At 68.8% G+C, this 15987-nt stretch carries 5 protein-coding genes; all 5 read right to left on the minus strand.

Going from position 1 to position 15987, the window contains the following annotated elements:
• Positions 1-17: 17 nt before the first annotated feature.
• Positions 18-10634 carry a filamentous haemagglutinin family protein gene (locus WDZ97_RS13200; RefSeq protein WP_425763034.1) on the minus strand — a complete coding sequence of 3539 codons (10617 nt, stop codon included), beginning with the start codon at positions 10632-10634 and terminating at the stop codon, positions 18-20.
• Between the two features lie 126 nt (positions 10635-10760).
• On the minus strand, positions 10761-12377 hold the full coding sequence (locus tag WDZ97_RS13205; RefSeq protein ID WP_425763035.1) for a ShlB/FhaC/HecB family hemolysin secretion/activation protein: 1617 nt from the start codon (positions 12375-12377) through the stop codon (positions 10761-10763).
• A 111-nt stretch (positions 12378-12488) separates the two neighbouring features.
• Positions 12489-14024 (minus strand): hypothetical protein, encoded by a 1536-nt coding sequence (locus tag WDZ97_RS13210; protein WP_425763036.1) that lies wholly within the window; start codon positions 14022-14024, stop codon positions 12489-12491.
• A gap of 60 nt (positions 14025-14084) precedes the next feature.
• Complete coding sequence (locus WDZ97_RS13215; RefSeq protein ID WP_425763037.1) at positions 14085-14957, minus strand: FxDxF family PEP-CTERM protein; 873 nt, start codon at positions 14955-14957, stop codon at positions 14085-14087.
• A 366-nt stretch (positions 14958-15323) separates the two neighbouring features.
• On the minus strand, positions 15324-15986 hold the full coding sequence (locus tag WDZ97_RS13220) for a hypothetical protein (protein ID WP_425763038.1): 663 nt from the start codon (positions 15984-15986) through the stop codon (positions 15324-15326).
• Position 15987 lies beyond the last annotated feature (1 nt).

Below are 15987 nucleotides of genomic sequence, written 5' to 3' on the forward strand. Positions count from 1 at the left end.
TCACCTCGCGGACGCGCTCACAGCGACTTGCCGCACTCCTCGTCGTCCGGTCGGCAGCCCGCGGCCGTGCTCTCCTCGCCCAGTCCGACCAGTTCGACCGTCAGGATTGAGCTGCGGTCGCGCTCTTCCTTCTGACCGGATGCCGCGGCGCCCTGCCCCTGGTCGGCCGCCTTGTTCGCTTCCGACGGCGGCGGCGCGGCCGGCGGTGCCGCCGGCGCGGCAGCCACCACGGTCGCCGAACCGCTGATCGAACCGCCAGCGCGTATCGAGTCGCCCAGCACGCGGTCGGCGCCGATGGTGATGTTGCCGGACGAGCGGATCGCCGCGTCCAGCGCGATCACCGCCCCCGAAGGTGCGAACAGCCGGATGTCCGCATCGCGCACGTCGGGCGACTTCTTCAGCGTGCCGATGCCGGAGCCGGACACCGAATCGCTGATGTCCAGCACCACCAGATCGCCGCGGATGCGCACCTGCGGCGGCGGCGTCGCCGATGCGGTACGCGAGCCGCGACCGGCATCGATGTCGCCGAAGCTCGACCAGATCTGGATGTCGCCACCGCCCAACGTGAACACGCGCGACGGGCCGAGCTGGAAATCGCTGCCAGCGACCGCGTTGATTTCGCCCTCGCCGATGGCGAACACGCCCTGGCGCGACGCGCTGGCCGAACTGGCACCCGCGCCGGCCACACCGACATTGATGCTGCCGCCCGGCGCGTACAGATTCACCCCGCCGCCCTGTTCCGATTTCACCTGGCTGAAGAAGAGGTTGATGTTGCCGGCCTCGTTCGCCTGCGGGAAAGCCGCCTCGATCAGTGCCACGCCCGGCGCATAGCCGTCCTTGCCGGCACCGAGCGCGTCGCCCAGCTTGCCTGCGTAATTCAGCCCGGCATTGAGCAAGGCCGACAGCAGAGGCTGCTGCGCTTCGAAGAAGCGCTGGCGCTCGGCCGCCGGCTGCGCCGCGAAAGCGGCGATCAGCTGCGCATCGCTGGCCTGCGGATCGGCGCCGCCGGCGCGCATGTGCTGCACGATGGCGGCGTCCAATTCCTGCATGCGCGCCGCCAGCAAGGCGCGCCCTTCGCTGCGGATGCGGCCGAAGGTGCTGCCGGCCGGGCCCGCCAGCAGCGTGTCGATAGACGACGCACCGGACAGCGACAGCATGATGGCGTCGAACGGGTCGTTAGACCCGCGCAGCGCAGCCAGCAGCGCCGCGCCATCGAAACGGGCGCTGCCGGCCTGCACCAGGATGGAAGCGCCGGCTTCGTCCAACCACGGGTTGTCGTAATTGCCGCGGGTGACGATGCCGAACGAGTTGGCGAGGTCTATGCTGCCGCCGGCCATCACTTCGAGCTTGCCGCGACCGCCGGTCTGTATGCCCTCGGCCACATTGCTGGCCGGCGTGCCGCTGGCGTCAGTCACTGCGGTAAAGGTGATGTCGCCGCCGGCGCGCACGCGCGTCACGTCGCTGTCGCTGAAATGCTGCGAACGCAGGGTCAGGTTCTCGATGTCGCCACCGGCCTCCACCTGCACCGGCTGCGGCGAATTGATCACCAGCGGCAGGTTGGCGCTGACCGCCGGCACACGGATGTCGCCGGTCTCTGCCACCAGTCGTACCGTCTCGACCACGCGGTTGGCGTTCAGGTTGGCATCGTGAGCACGCAGACCGGACACCACGTTCGGATTGGCCAGTTCTACCCAGAACACATTGTTCGCGTTGGCCGCCGGCCGCAGCAGCGAGGGCACGCGCGACGGATCGCTGTCGGCGATCTTGATCGACGACACGCCGCCATCGGCAGTCTTGAGCCTCAGGTTGCCCGAGGCGGCCAGCAGAAGGTCGTTGTAGACCGCCGGCAGCAGCACCATGCCATTGCCCAGCGTCAGGTCGCCGCCCATCGCCACCGCGTTCAGCGAACTCGGCAGCAGCGGCGCGTTGCCCTCCCACAGCGCGAGCGTGCCCCAGGGCAGCGGATTGTTCGCCAGGTCGACCGCACCGCCGAAGCTCAGCAGATCGACGCGGCTGTCGGCGCCGTAGCGGAAGAAGTAGCTCGATCGGTTCGACGTCGTCGTATTGCTCGCCTGCCGCACCGCGGTCGACGACGCGATCGTTTCCAGGTCGATGGCCCCCGCCGCGGCGAGCTTGGCCGAGCCCTCACCCAGCAGCAGCACCGAGCCGGCGCCATTGCCGCGTGCGCTGTCGAAGGCACCGCCGGCCTGCGCGGTCAGGACGCCGCGATCCACCATCATGACGGCGCTCGAAATATCGCCACCGGCACGGATGGCCACGTCGCCGCCGGCCAGCACAGTCAGGTTTGCGGCATCGGGCGCGCTGCCGGCCGTACCCGACAGGCGGCCGTTCGATACGGTGTAGACGCCCAGATTGCGGATGTCCTCGCCGGCGCTGACCTGGATGTCGCCGCCGCCGAAGGTGGCCACCCCCTGGCTGAACTGGTCGATGCGCGCATACCAGGTGGTGTTGCGCTGGTTGCTGCCGGACAGGAAATTGCCGTTGGCGTCGAGCGCGCCCTGGCGCAGCAGCCAGTCGCCGACGATGCCGTTCGCTTCGGTCGCCGCGATCGTGCGCTGCGCGCGCAGCGCCACGTCGCCGCCGTCGGTCGCGTACTCGGCTTGGCGGTTGCCGGAGCCATTCAGGTTGAGCAGGGTCTGTGTGCCGAACTCGGCGCCACGCGCCACCTGATAGCCGGCCGTGTAGATCGCAGCGCGATTACCCAGCACGAGGTCACGGCCGGCCGCGACTTCGATGTTGCCGGCGCCAGTGCGCACCTGGGTGTTGGCAGCCAGCGTCAGGTCGCCACTGTCGGCTGCGTTCAGCGCATCCAGCGTCTGCAGCGACAGCGCATTCGACGCCGACAGATCGGCGCCCGACGCCAGCCGGATGGACCACGCGGTATCGCGCGTGCCGAGCGCGAAGCGGCTCTGTGTCAGACCCGAATCGGCGAGCGCGCCAAGCACGATGGTCTGGCTGCCCGCATTGAGCCGGCCGAAGCCGTCGCTCAACGTGCCATTGACGTTCAGGTCGCCGGCCGCACGCACGGTCAGCGACGCCGCCTCGGTGCCGCCCGAATAGGTGAAGTTCGCCAGATCGGTCGCGGCGATGCTGAAGTCGCCTTCGCCGCGGAACTCGATGTGCGGGCGCACGTGATAGCGCGTATCGCCGGCCGCGTCGGTCGCCGGCAGGCCAAGTGCTGCGCGGGTCGCCGCGACGGCCGCGGCCGTCGTCATTGCCGCTGCGTCGGCGTGCGCCGCCGACATGTTCAGCGTGCTGCCGCCATAGACGCGCGTGCCCTCGACAAACACGTGGCGCGCCCCGTCGATCGCCGCCGGAAGGTTGCCGTCGATGGCGACCGCGGTGTTGCCGGTGCGCTCGGCGCGCAGCCATACCTGACCTTCACGTGCGGCGCTGGCCTGTTCGACGCCGCCCACCACCTTGGACGTCGTACCGACCGCGATCTGCGCGCCATCGACGATGCGCAGCCGGCCGCCCTGGGCCGGGCCGCTTTCGCCACCGGCCGCACGCGGGCTGGCTTCGAGCACCACGGTGCCGCCTTCGCCGCGGGTGCCGACCGCTTCGGCCAAGTACTCGGTGGCGCGTGCGTCCAGCTTCGCGCCGGTTTCGAGCACCAGATCGCCGGCGCCGGTCGTCATGCCATCGACGTGGTCGAGCGCACGTTGCGCCGTCAGTTCGATGCGGCCACCGCGCTCGGCACCCGACGCGTCCAGCGTGCCGCCGATGGCGAGCGAGCCGGCGTCGGCCGAGATCGTGATGGTCTGCGCCTTCACATCGGCATCGAGGCGGGTGTCGCCGTCGCGTACACGCGCCTGCCAGCTGCGCGTGAAGTCGCCGGTCAGCGCAGCGATGCCGTCCAGGCTCGCTGCGGAATGGGTGTCGATGGAGAAGCCGCCGCCGGACGCGCCGCCTGCGGACTGCGCACGCAGCACGCCGGCCGCGACCTCGATGTCGCCTTCCGGCGCGGACAGCGTGACCGATCCGGCGCTGCCGCTGCCCGCCGCCGACACATCGACACGCGCGCCGCTGGCCAGGCGGATGTCGCCTTGGCGCGACGCGATCGCCACGTCGCCGCCCGGCGTCGTGATCGTCTTGCCCAGATAGTCCTTGGCCGTACCGGCGACGTCGAGGGTTCCGCCGCTGGCCAGGCGAATGTCGCCGTCCGCGCTCAGGCTGATGCGGCCCGACGGCAGCACGATGCGCGAAGCCACGTCGATGCGCTGCGCCTTGACGGCGAGCGAAGCGCCGACGCCAGCCTGCACCGTCGATGCCGTGCCGCCGCCTTGGATGGCCACCGCGCCGTCGCTGCTGATGCGCGTGCTGGCGCCGGTATCCGCCGACACCTGCGGCGTGGTGATGGTGAGCGTATCTGCAGCGAAGTGATGGTTGCCGGCGCCGGACAGGCGTACGCCCTTCTGCGCGTCCAGCTTCACCGCGTCGAAGCCCTGCACCGAGAAGCCGCGCGCATTGCTGGTCGCGTCCGGCGTCGCACCGAGCACGATGGTCTGCGCATTCACCGCCAGCGTGCCGCTGCCAGCGGTCGCCGGCAGCACGGTCGCGGATGTCGACGAGTTCGTCAGCTGCACCTCGCGTGCCACGATGTGCTGAGTGAGCGTGGCGTTGTCGTGACCGACGATGCCGGCGGCGTCGATGCGCAAAAGATCCAGCGAGTCGCTGCCTAGCGTCACGTCGCCGTACATGTTCAGGCTGCCGTAGGCACGCAGGGTCAGTCGCGACGGATCGCCCAGTGCGGCCAACTGCGCATTGTCGAAGCGCAGGCCCGGCGCGTCGGCACCGACTTCGCCGACACTGATGGTCGAGGCAGTCAGCGCCAGCGCCCCGCCTTCGGTCGGCAGCGCGATGACCGCGCCCAGGTTGCGCGTGTCGCGCGTGCTGTCGAGCACCACGCCGCGGCCTTCGATGCGCGCACCGTCTCCCAACACCAGTTCGCCGCGTGCGCCGGTCGGCGCGTCGCGCCCGATCAGCGCGCTGTCGGCGGCGCTGACGCGCAGTGCCGCACCATCGGCGTCGGCGCCGCTGCCGGCGATGCGCAGCGCCTGCGCATCCGTCCCGCCGATCGCGCCGCTGGCAGACACCTGGCTGCCCGCCTCCAGCACCACCGAGTCGCGCGCCACCAGCACCAGATCGGGCGCGGTAAGCGCCGGACCGGCCGCATTGTCGACGCGCACAGTGGACGCCCCGCGTATCAACTGCCCGGCCGCGTCGAACTGTCGTACATCGACCAGCGTGTCGCCGCTGTCCTCGTCGCTGCCGCCGCGCGTGCCACCGAGCACGATGCTTTCCGCATTAAGCGCATTGAGCTGGGCGACCGATACACCGACCTCGCCGTCGCGCGCACTTGCGCCCTCGCCGAGCAGGGCGAGCGCCTGCGCCGTGATGTCGACCTGGGCACCGCGCGCACCGGTCGCGCGTGTCGTGTCGAGCACGCCGTCGAGCGCCAGCGAACGCCCGACCTGCAGGGACAGGCGACCGGCGTCAGCCGTGCTGCGGCCGTCGTCGAACACGTCGCCGGTCTTCGAAATCAGATATTCAGCGCGCGTGCGCACCTGTTCGGCGCTCAGCAGTTCGGCGGTGAAGGCCTTGCCGCTGGTCGTGCTCGAACCGCTCATCGCCTGCGCAGTGCGCACGCTGACCTGGGCCGTGCCATCCGGACGCAGCATGGACTGGCCGGCGGCCAGCGATTGGTCGCCCGGCTTCAGCGTGATCAGGAAAGCACCCGGCAGCAACGCGTAGCGAGCTGGCAGCAAGGTGTAGGTGCCGGCCGGCAGGCCGTTCGCCGAAGCGAGTATCTGCACCGCGTCGCCGATCTGCAGGCCATTGGCTTCCTCCGACCAGGCCGACAGGTCGTACGGCGCATAGCCGCTGCCGACGGACGGCACGATGGCGTAAGCGTCTTTCGCGCCAGCCAGGATGTCCTTCGAGCCGCCGCTGCCGGCGATCCATTCCCAGGCCTGCAGATCGCCGCCGCCAGAGAGATCGACCAGCGCCTTGGCCTCGCCGTCGGCGGCGTCCCGCAGCACGATGTTGTCGGCGTTCAGCGTGATGCTCTTCTGCGGCGTGCCGTCGAGTTCGATGCGTCCGTCGGTGCCGACCAGATAGAGCCAGTCGCGACCGCTCAGTGCGGTCTGACCGAAGGGCAGCAGCAAGCCGTCGGCCGACACCGAGGTGACGCTGCCGGCAGCCAGCTCGACGCTGCCACCGGCAGTCGCCGTGCGCGTGCTGCCGGCGTCGGTCGTCGTGATGGTCTGCGACTGCAGCGATATGTTTCCGAACGGCGCGACCAGGCGACCGTCCTGCACGATGTGCGGTGCTGCCAGCATCAGCGTGCCGAGCGCCGAATACACAGGACCGGCCGCACGGCCGGACGATTCGACGCGCAGTGTGCCGCTCGCGTTGTTGTGGATTTCGAAGGCGTAGTTCGACGCCGAGGTCGGATAGACCTGGGCCGCACGCAGCGTAAGGTCGCCGCTGGTGACAAGGCGCGCGCCGTCGCTCAGATAGGCCGGCGAAGCGCTGGCACGCAGGTCGCCCTGTGCGGCCAGCGTCACCTTCGAAAAGCGGCTGGCCGCCAGATTGCCGGCCACGTTGATCAGATCGGCCGACAGCGTGAGGGTGCCATCACCCGCCTGCACCGCGGTCGGCCGGGTGTGGTTCTGCTGCACGCGGCCGACATTGGTCCAGTCGAGCACCGCGGCCGACAGCTTCACGTCTGCCCCGTTGGCACCGGCGATATTGGCCGCGTCGAGCACCATGCGGCCGGACACGGCCTGCGTCACGTCCTCGCCGAAGCGCAGCGTGCCGGCGTTGCCACCATTGCCACGCACCGCCAGCGTCAGGTCGGCGATGCCGCTGCCGTCCAGTGCGTCGAGCGCGAACACGCCGCGCCCGGCATAGGTCGCCGGGCTCGGTGCCGCACCGGGTAAGAAAGCGGCCGAGCCACTGTTGCCCGACTGCACGATGTCCAGCGTGCGCGGGCCGGTCAGCGCCGGCGGCAGCGACAGCAGATCGCCCCAGTTGTTGCTGCCCTGGTCCAGCGTCACCGACAGCGCGCCGCCGTAGGCATTCGCCCCGCCCGCTTTCGCGGACAGCAGTGGATCGGCGTACAGACCCTCGCGCGCATTGAGCGCAATCAGGCCGCCGGACGAATCGATGCGGGTCGGCGTCAGCGTGCCCAAGGAACCGATGCGTTGGGTCAGCACCGCGCTGCTGCCGTCGGCGCGCAGTTCCGCGCCGTCCTGGATCACCAGATAGCCGCGCCGTGCCGCGATGTCTATCGTGCCGCCGCCGTACAGAGTGCCGTCGACGTAGGGGATATTCGGCGTGGCGACGAAGGTGCCGCTGACGTCCAGCTTTGCGCTCGGCGCGACGAAGATGGACGCGCCGTAATAGATGTCGTCCTGCTGCGGCTCGGCCATGCGCAGCGCGATGCGGCCGCCGGGGGCCGTGAGCTGGCCGGCGACTTCGAGGCTGCGATTGGCGCGCAGTTCGATCTCACCGCCGGCATCGACGGCGATCCGCGTGCCTTCATGCACCCGCACCGTGCCCAGCAGATCCGATGCCGACTCGAACGCCAGCCGCATGCCCTCGTCGCGGAAGGCGCGCGGCATGATGGCCAGCGTGCCGAGCCCGTCGAGCGATGTGCGCGATGCGCTGCCGATGCCGTCGATCGCACGGGTGACGAGCTGCGGAGTCAGACTGAGCGCTGCACCCTCGCGCCCGAGTTCGACCAGATTGCCGCCGGCCACCGTGATGTCGCCGAAGCCGTTGGCGGAGAACAGCGTCGGCGACAGGTAGAGCGTGTCGCCTTCGAGTCGGGTGTCGCCGCCGTCGATGGCCACCGCGGCGCTGCGCAGCGAAAGCGTGCCGCTGTCGCCGCTGCGCCCCTGCAGGCTGGCAGCGTAGGCACTGACGCGGCCATCGAGTTGCAGGTTGCCGGTGTAGCTGCCGACCGTGGCGCCACTGCCGAAGTCGCCGCTGCCGACCTCGAAGCCGGCACCGAGTGCGACCGCGCCGGCATCGCCGAGCGAGGTGCGGCCGGCCACGGTCTGCCAGGCGCCGGCCGAAGCGTCGATCACGGCTCCGGCGCTCAGCACCAGATCGTTATCGGCGTCGAACGTAACGCTGCCGCCGTCCTTAGCGACATAGCCGCCTGCCGTGCTGCGCGTATCGCGCTGCCACTCGCCGGCGGTCGAGATCGATGCCTTGCTGCCGACCACGATGTCGCGGTCGACGCGCGGTGCGCTGTCGACCAGGCCATCGGTGTCGAGGCTGACGGAGCCGCCGGCAGCACTGATGCGGCCATTGATCGTGAAGTCGGTGCCGCTGATCGCGAGACGGCTGCCGTCGCTCCACTTGCCGTCGGCGCCGCGCAGCGCGGTCGGGCCCAGCGTCAGGCTGACATCCTCGGGCAGCACGACGCTGCCGGCGCCGCTCAGATCGAAGCTGCCGACACCGGCCGCGAACCAGTCGCTGCGCACCCACAATTCGTCCGGCTGCGCGCCGTCGGCGCTCAGCGTGCGCGAGGTCGTGGACGTGACGAAGCGCGTGTCCTGTGCCTGCACGCCATTGATCAGACGCAGTTCGAGATCGATACGGCCGGCCTGCGGCGAACCGGTGACTTCCGACTTGCCCGGGCCCAGCCAGCGCGTGCCCAGTTCGCGCTGCGTGATGCCCACGGTGCGCTCTGCCTTGACCGCGCCATCCAGTGCCATGCCGAAGGCGGTCACCTTCATTTCACCGGCGTCGCGGCCCTCGACCACTTCGGCCACGCTGCGCGTGCGGTCCACGGTGCCGGTATAGACGCGGTCGCCGACAGCCTTCTCGACCGCCTGCGTGCGGCCGTCGGCCGACTGCACCAGCGTGTAGTTCACCTCGCCGGCGCGGTAGGTCACCGTGCCGCCCGAAAGATCGATACGGCTGCCGGAATGGGTCAGCACGTCGCCCTGCGAATGGGCGACGAACTGGCCGCCGCTGGTCATCTTCTCGTCCAGCGTGCGCTCGATCCCGCCGATGTAGCCGCCGATGTCGAACAGCTGGGTGCCGCTGCGCGTATCGACCCAGATTTCCTTGCCGAACAGCTTGCGGCCGTAGGCAGCGTCGCGCAGCAGCGGTGAATCCTTCACCTCGTCGCCGCGTAGCTCGACGCGCACGATTTCGCGATCGGCATCGGCCACTGCGTTCAGGCCGGCAAGGTCGATCACGCTGCCTGCGCCGATGTAGATGCGCGAGCCGTTGTCGCGCTGCGGCAGCGTCTGCGCAGCCGAGCGCGGATCGGCTTCGGCGGTCATGCGCAGCAGGCCGGACGGCGCACGCAGCGTCACGCCGACGCCGTCGGCACCGGCGTCGGCCAGCACGATGGTGTGGCCGTACAGATTGATTTCCGAGCGGCGGAACAGCGCGTCGTCGCGCGCGGTCTGGGTGCGCGACGCCTCGTCCGGCGTCACCTCGATCACCGCGCCGGCCGCCAGTTCGATGCTGCCGGTGCGCTGACCGATAGGCACCTGCGAGCCCTCGGGCAGCGCCGCCGCGTCGGGGAACATGGCGTCGACCAGACGGCCTTCGACCGAGTCGCGCGCCTTCAGGAATACGGTGCCGTTCAGCGTGACCGACGTCGTTGCGCGCGCCGCACCGCCATGACGGATGTTGAGACCGACCAGCGTGATATTGCCGCGGTCGGACAGCAGCTCCGACGCCTTGTCGGTGGTCACCGTGCCCCCGTTGTCGACCTCGACCAGGAAGCCGCGCAGGCGGCTGTCCAGCGGGTCGGCGATGTACACCTTCTCGCCCGCCGCCAGCACCACCTGGCCCTCTTCCGCCTCGATTCGCGCGTCGGGCAGCGCCGCGCGCTGCGCGGGTGTCAGGGGCGAATCGATGGTGGCGTCGACCTCGGCGCCGACCCGCACGTTCGGCGCGGCCAGCAGCACGCGGCCGTTCTTCGCCGCCAGCAGCCGGGCGCCGCGCGCCACCGTGATGTCGCCGGTCGCGCGGCCGGCGTAGCCGCCCTCGCTGAAAGGCGCCAATGCGGCGGCCGTGGAGCCGAGCGAATTGAGCGCGCGCTCCATCAGTTCGTCGTTCAGCTTCAGCGACGAGCCCACCAGGCCACCGACGTCGACGAAGGCGTTCGGGCCGAACAGGATGCCGGCCTGATTGAAGATAAACACCTGGCCGCTTGCGGTGAGCGAGCCGTTGATTTCGCTGCGCGGCCCGCCCGGCAGCACGACGTTGACCGCACGCATCAAACTGCTGGCCTGATCGAAGTGCACCGCATGGCCGCGCGCAATGTCGAAACTCTGCCAGTTCAGCAGCACCGGATTGCTGCTGTGCTGGGTGATGGTCATGCGACGGTCCGAAACATTGATGCTGGCCGAGCCGGGCACCGCCACCGCCGAACCGGGCGATCCGACCACCGGTGCCACCGGCAGGTTGCGATTGGCCTGCGCCGGCGCGCTCAGCGCAGCGGCGACGGCAGCGGCCAGCACGCCAGCCTTCAGCGCACGGCGTGCGCGCTTGCCGCGCGCCTTGACCGTTTCGGCCACCGGCACCCAGGTGTTGCTCAGTTCATTGAATACCAGACGGTAGCGATCGCGGTTCATGTCGTGCTCCTGTGGCCCGCTGACGAGGGGCCGTCGTGTTCAGTGTCGGCATCGCGCGTGACGCGACGATGACCCGGACGGCACGGCATTCACCGCACCGTGACCGGATGGGCAGACGCGGCTGCGTCAGAACTCGTAAGCCAGCTTCATCAGCAGGCGCTGATCGCCTTCGCGCGTACGGCCGACCGCGCCATCGCGCAGCGCGTAGGCCCAGTCGGCGTGCAGCTTCCAGCCGCTGGGGGCATTCATGCGCAGGCCCAGCCCGGTACTTTCGAGCGCGGCGCGCGGGTCCTGGCCGATGAAGGCCTCGCGCGTGCGCAGGCCGGCCCAGTCGTAGAACAGCAGCGCGGACAGGCCGAAGGCGTCGTCGAAGAACAGGCGCGTCGGCGTCGCCAACTCCAGCCGAACGCGCTCACCCTCGTCGCCGAGGCGCTCCGATTCGAGATAGCCGCGTACCGAATCGAAACCGCCGGCCGAGAACTGTTCGCTGTTGATCAGCGGGTCGCTGCTGCGCTGCACGTCGATGCGTCCGCTGGCCACCCAGCCGTCGGCGAAGGGCATGGCGCCCTCGATCTCGAAGCGCGACACGAAGAAGGACGGACGCGCGCCGAAGCGGCGGCACTCGAACTGCTCGGCCTGCACACCGTTGCAGTCGATGATGCGTTCGTTCATCGCATTCGAGCCGACGTTGAGCGTGGCGCCCAGGCGCAGTCGCGCACCGGATTCGAAGGGCAGCGTGATGCCGTACTGACCCGACAGCACCCAGTAGCGCACCGGCTGGCTCAGCGAGAAGGCGGTGCCGGCGATGCCCAGCGTGTCCTGGTCGTTGTCCTTGTAGTCGGCGCCGACGCTGATCGAGTGGATGAAGCCCAGACCCCGGTCAGGAAGCGGCCGCACGTAGCGGAAGCCGGCGGTGTCGCCGGTGCCGAGCGAGGTGGTGTCGAACTGGGTCGGGATGTTGCTGTTCGACTTCGCGTAGTAGGCGGCGATGATGCCCTCGCCCAGCGGCGCCGAGTAATTCAGGCCCCACACCTCGACCTGCTCGCGGTCGCGCGGCGACACGAAGTAGGTGACGCCTATCGAGTGACGGCGCTGCCACAGATTGTCGTAGCGCATCGACGCCTCGATGCGTCCGGCATCGGTGTCGGCGCTGCGCTTGTTGTTCAGTTCCACCGAACCGTGGAAGGGATTGTCGTCCTTCAGCCGCAGTTCGACCGCGACAGAACCGGGCACGCGTCCAGGCTGCAGCAGCGGCGTCACCGTCAGGTCCGGATTGCGCCCGAGGCGGCCGAGATCAGCCTGCACTTCCGGGAAATGCGGCACCTCACCCTCGGCCAGCGAAGGTGCGGCGTCCTTCACGCGACTGGGCAGCGTGTATTCGGCGCCGGTCACGCGCAGCCGCTCGACGCGGCCCTCGGTCACTTCGAGCTTCACGACGCCGGTGGTGATCGCCTGCTCCGGTATGCCGACGGCGACGGTCAGATAGCCGGCGTCCTGATAGGCCTTCTCCAACGCGGCCACGGCCGCGTTCACATCGTCGGCCGTGCGCTTCTCGCCGAGGAAGGGATAGACCGCGCGCTCGATCGCTTCGGCCGGAAGCACGGTATTGCCGTCGATCTCGAATTCGTAGATGTCGAAGCGGGCTGTCTCGCCCGCGGCCTCGGGCGTCCGTGCCGATGCGGTACCAAGACAGAAGGCCAGTGCGAACAGCAGTGAAAGGCGTTGGATGGCAGCGATGTGCATGGATGCCGGAAAGGACGTGGCCACCTGGGCCGATCAATGGAACGGCCCGCCAGGGGCGGGCCGCGGTGCAACGGGCGTCCGCACGGCAGAGGCCGCGCGGACGGGTACGGCTTAGTTGCCGCGGAAGCGCAGCGGGCTGCAGGTGTTGGCGTTGCGGGTGAACTTCGACACGAAGCGGTCCGCGTAGCGCACGCCGTTGCCATCGACTTCGCTGCCGTTGGCGTCGGTCAGGCCGGCGAAGAACTGCGGCAGCGACGCGAACGCGTTCGGCGTGCTGACCTGGACACCGGTGTTTTCGAAGTTGCCGGTGAAACGCGGCGAGCCGGCGCGCTTGACGATCTCATCGGCGAACGCCTTCTGCACGCCGGCGATGGCCGACACGGTGTCGCCCTGCTCGTTGGTGACCGGCACCGAACGGTCCTGGATCGACAGTTCGACCGTGAAGTCGTAACGGCCCTTGATCAGGTTGTCCTTCGACGGGAAGATGCCGGTGGCGTTGGCCGACGGCGTCTGGGTGGCGGCGTTGTAGGTGCCGACGCCGTCCAGGTTGCGGAAGCTCCAGCCGTTGGTGCTGGTGTAGGAATCCAGCGACAGCGTGGCGATTGCCTTGACCGGGCCGGTCGAGGAGAACGGTACCTTGAAGGTGTTGGTCTTCTCTTCTTCCGGATCCCACGACGTGAAGGTGTAGTCGGTGCCGTTGTTGGCCGCCTGCATGCACGAGCGGACGTTACCCGACGACGAGTTCTCGATCACGGTGAAACCAGCCGACGGATCGATGATGTAGGGGTCGGCGGCGGTGCCCGAACCTTCCGTCTTCCAGCCGAAGCTGTCGGTCATGCGCGCCGGCTCGTACGAACCACCCTCATTGAACGAGCACGGGAAGTTGCCGAAGAACCAGTTGTACGCGGTCTGGGTGCCCGAACCTTCGACGCGGCGGCACACGACCACATCGCCGGACAGCGACGGATCGACCTGATCCCAGGTCTGGATCTGGCCGTTCAGCATCGCACCGTAGGTCGAGCGCGAGAAGAAGGTCGTGTCCGGCACGGTGTTGGTGGCGGCCAGACCCATCATGAGCTGGTTGACCGGCTGCACGCGCATGCGGGCCACTTCGTCCGGCGACAGCGCGGGCGTGTCGTTCTCGGTATTCAGCGGGCCGGCGAACATGGCCGGCTCGACGTCGGATACGCCAAAGTCGATCACCAGACCGGCGTTGTTGGCGGCGGCGTGGTTCGGCTCGCCCGGGTCGGTACCGACCACGGCGCAGCTGAACGGCGAGGCCTTGGTGCCAGCGCCGCTGGTGCAGTTGTTCACGTCGATGGTCTTGACGCGCTGGGCACGGGCCACCGGGTTCACACCGAACACCGAGCCGCCGGCAGAGCGCTTAATGAACAGCACGCGGGTGCCGTTGGTGACACCCGGCACGCCATTGGCAGCACCGGCAAACGCGCGGTAGTTCGGCGCGACGTAGTAGGTGATGCCGGTCAGCACGCCTTCGGCGATGTCGTTCAGGAAGTTGTCCGGGGCCGAGGCGCCAGAGAAATACACGACCTGGTGAGCCACGCCGCCGATGTTGACGGTGCCGGCGGCGAAGGACGAACCCGCGGCCATCATGGCGCAGGCGAATGCGAGGGACTTCAGCTTCATGGTCTGTCTCCGTGACAGGTCGCGCGCAGCGGCGCGACCTTCAGTGCGATTGGGGAAGGATCAGGCGCGGCGGCGGGCGGCGAAGCCGATCAGGCCGAGACCGGCCAGCAGCATCGCGTAGGTTTCCGGTTCGGGCACAACGGCGATCTGCAGGCGGTACTCGCCGGTGTCGCCGACATAGACCTTGGCCGTCACGGCCAGCGAGTTGTCGCCGACCAGCTGTGCGACGCCGCCGAGGTTCGCGTCGTCACCGCTGCCGAAGCCGCGCACGACGTACATATCGAGCTCATCGCCGAAGTCGCCGAAGCTGGCATAGCTGCCGGCAAGGCGCGAACCCAGCGTGTAGGCACGGGCAAGTTCCGGATCCTGGTCCGTGGTGACACGGTAGCCATCAACCAACACGTCGTTTGCGTTGTGAGTGCCGCCCTGGCTGTTGTTGAGAGTGAACCCCGAGTACGCGAAGACGGCCGAGTTGATCGAGCTCGTTTCGAGCTTCTGGGTCGGCGTATCGGCGACCGTCTGGATGATGCGACGGATACCCGAGCTCTCACCGGACCACACGTTCCACTTGAACGTCGTCGCACCACCTGCAACAGACATGAAGCTGTCGAAGCCGGTCAGCGCAGCGTCGAACACGATGTCGCCAGCGGACAGCGATTGCGTCAGCGACACCGTCGTCGCAGCAAGCTGGGCAGCACCGGTGGCGCTGGTACCTGCGACGTGCGACGAACCGATCAGGCTGTTCATGCGGACGTTGGAGCCGAACAGGCCGTTGAATCCGGAGTCAGCCAGATCAAAGGTATAGCCGACGCCATTGACGTAGGCATTGAACACCAGCTCGGTATTGCCGGTGCTGGTCGCATTGATACCGGCGCTGGCGGCGCCCGACATGCCGATGGCAGCGACGGCGGCCAGCAGTTTCATCTTGAACATATGAATCTCCTTGAAGAATTTCGTGGGTGGAATCCGGCGTCCGCCGAACCTCCCTGCTCCACGAGGAAGCGGGGTGAATCGTGCGGGGGGTGCGTTACACGCACCCGCTGCCCGGCGGAAAAATTGATGATCCGATCGGACTATGTGCTGTAAAGAAATCCGTCCTCGGGTACCGGGCGCAAGGTAGTCAGCGCAGGTGACGAAAACATTTCAGGTCGGCCGGCAATTCGTAGTCCGAACGGCCCATGTTGCGTAGTCCGCGCGCCGGGAAACCCCGCCAGCAAACGGTTTGGGCAATGGGCTGTCGCGGCCCGAAAGGCGCGAAAATCGTGTGCAGGTGCAGCAGCAAGGACGATGCGACCGTCGTCAGCGCGCCGCCGACGGCGCGGCACCGATGCGCTTTTCGTCGAGCCGGTCGCGCCAGGTTTCGACCAGGTTCTCGAGCTTGACGCGGCCGATCTGGGTGAAGGGCTCGCCCTGAGCGGTGCGTTCGCCCAGCGTGCGGTCGCGCCAGCGGTCCAGCATTTCGATACCGGTGCGGTAGAGGGCGACGTTGTCCTGCGTGCACTGGTCGAGGCGGCTGCCGAGCTGGCCGGCGCGGGCCTGGGTCTGTTCGAGTTCGCGCGCGGTCGTGGCGAGCGTGTTGCGCGTGTCGCCCAGATCGCGCTCGCGCTCGGCCAGACGGCTGGCCGTCTGTTCGTGACGGGCAGTCAGCGCGCTGTGCGCGGCGCGCAGTTCGTCCAGTTCCCGCTGCGCCTGGTCGAGCTGCTTCTGCACGCTGCCGGCGCGACGGCGAGCGGACTGCGCCTCTTCGCCGAGCTTTTCCAGTTCGGCACCCTGCGTCTGCTTCAGCGACTGCAGTTCCGCTGCCGCGGCCTGGCGCTGCTGCTGTTCGGCCGCCAGCGCCTGCTGCAGTTGCTGCGCCTGCGCGCGCAGGCGACGCAGCTGCTCCTGTTCGCGCGAGGCGTTCTGCGCCAGTGCAGGGCCGGCGGCAAGCAGCAGCGCACATGCGATCAGCGGCATCTTCATC

The organism is Methyloversatilis sp. MC4-4, from assembly GCF_049843555.1.
Lineage (GTDB): Bacteria > Pseudomonadota > Gammaproteobacteria > Burkholderiales > Rhodocyclaceae > Methyloversatilis > Methyloversatilis discipulorum_B.

Excerpts from the sequence above, each read along its gene's own strand:
- WDZ97_RS13215 (WP_425763037.1), bottom strand. The coding sequence starts at position 14,957 with ATGTTCAAGATGAAACTGCTGGCCGCCGTCGCTGCCATCGGCATGTCG.
- WDZ97_RS13220 (WP_425763038.1), bottom strand. The coding sequence starts at position 15,986 with ATGAAGATGCCGCTGATCGCATGTGCGCTGCTGCTTGCCGCCGGCCCT.
- WDZ97_RS13205 (WP_425763035.1), bottom strand. The coding sequence starts at position 12,377 with ATGCACATCGCTGCCATCCAACGCCTTTCACTGCTGTTCGCACTGGCC.
- WDZ97_RS13200 (WP_425763034.1), bottom strand. The coding sequence starts at position 10,634 with ATGAACCGCGATCGCTACCGTCTGGTATTCAATGAACTGAGCAACACC.
- WDZ97_RS13210 (WP_425763036.1), bottom strand. The coding sequence starts at position 14,024 with ATGAAGCTGAAGTCCCTCGCATTCGCCTGCGCCATGATGGCCGCGGGT.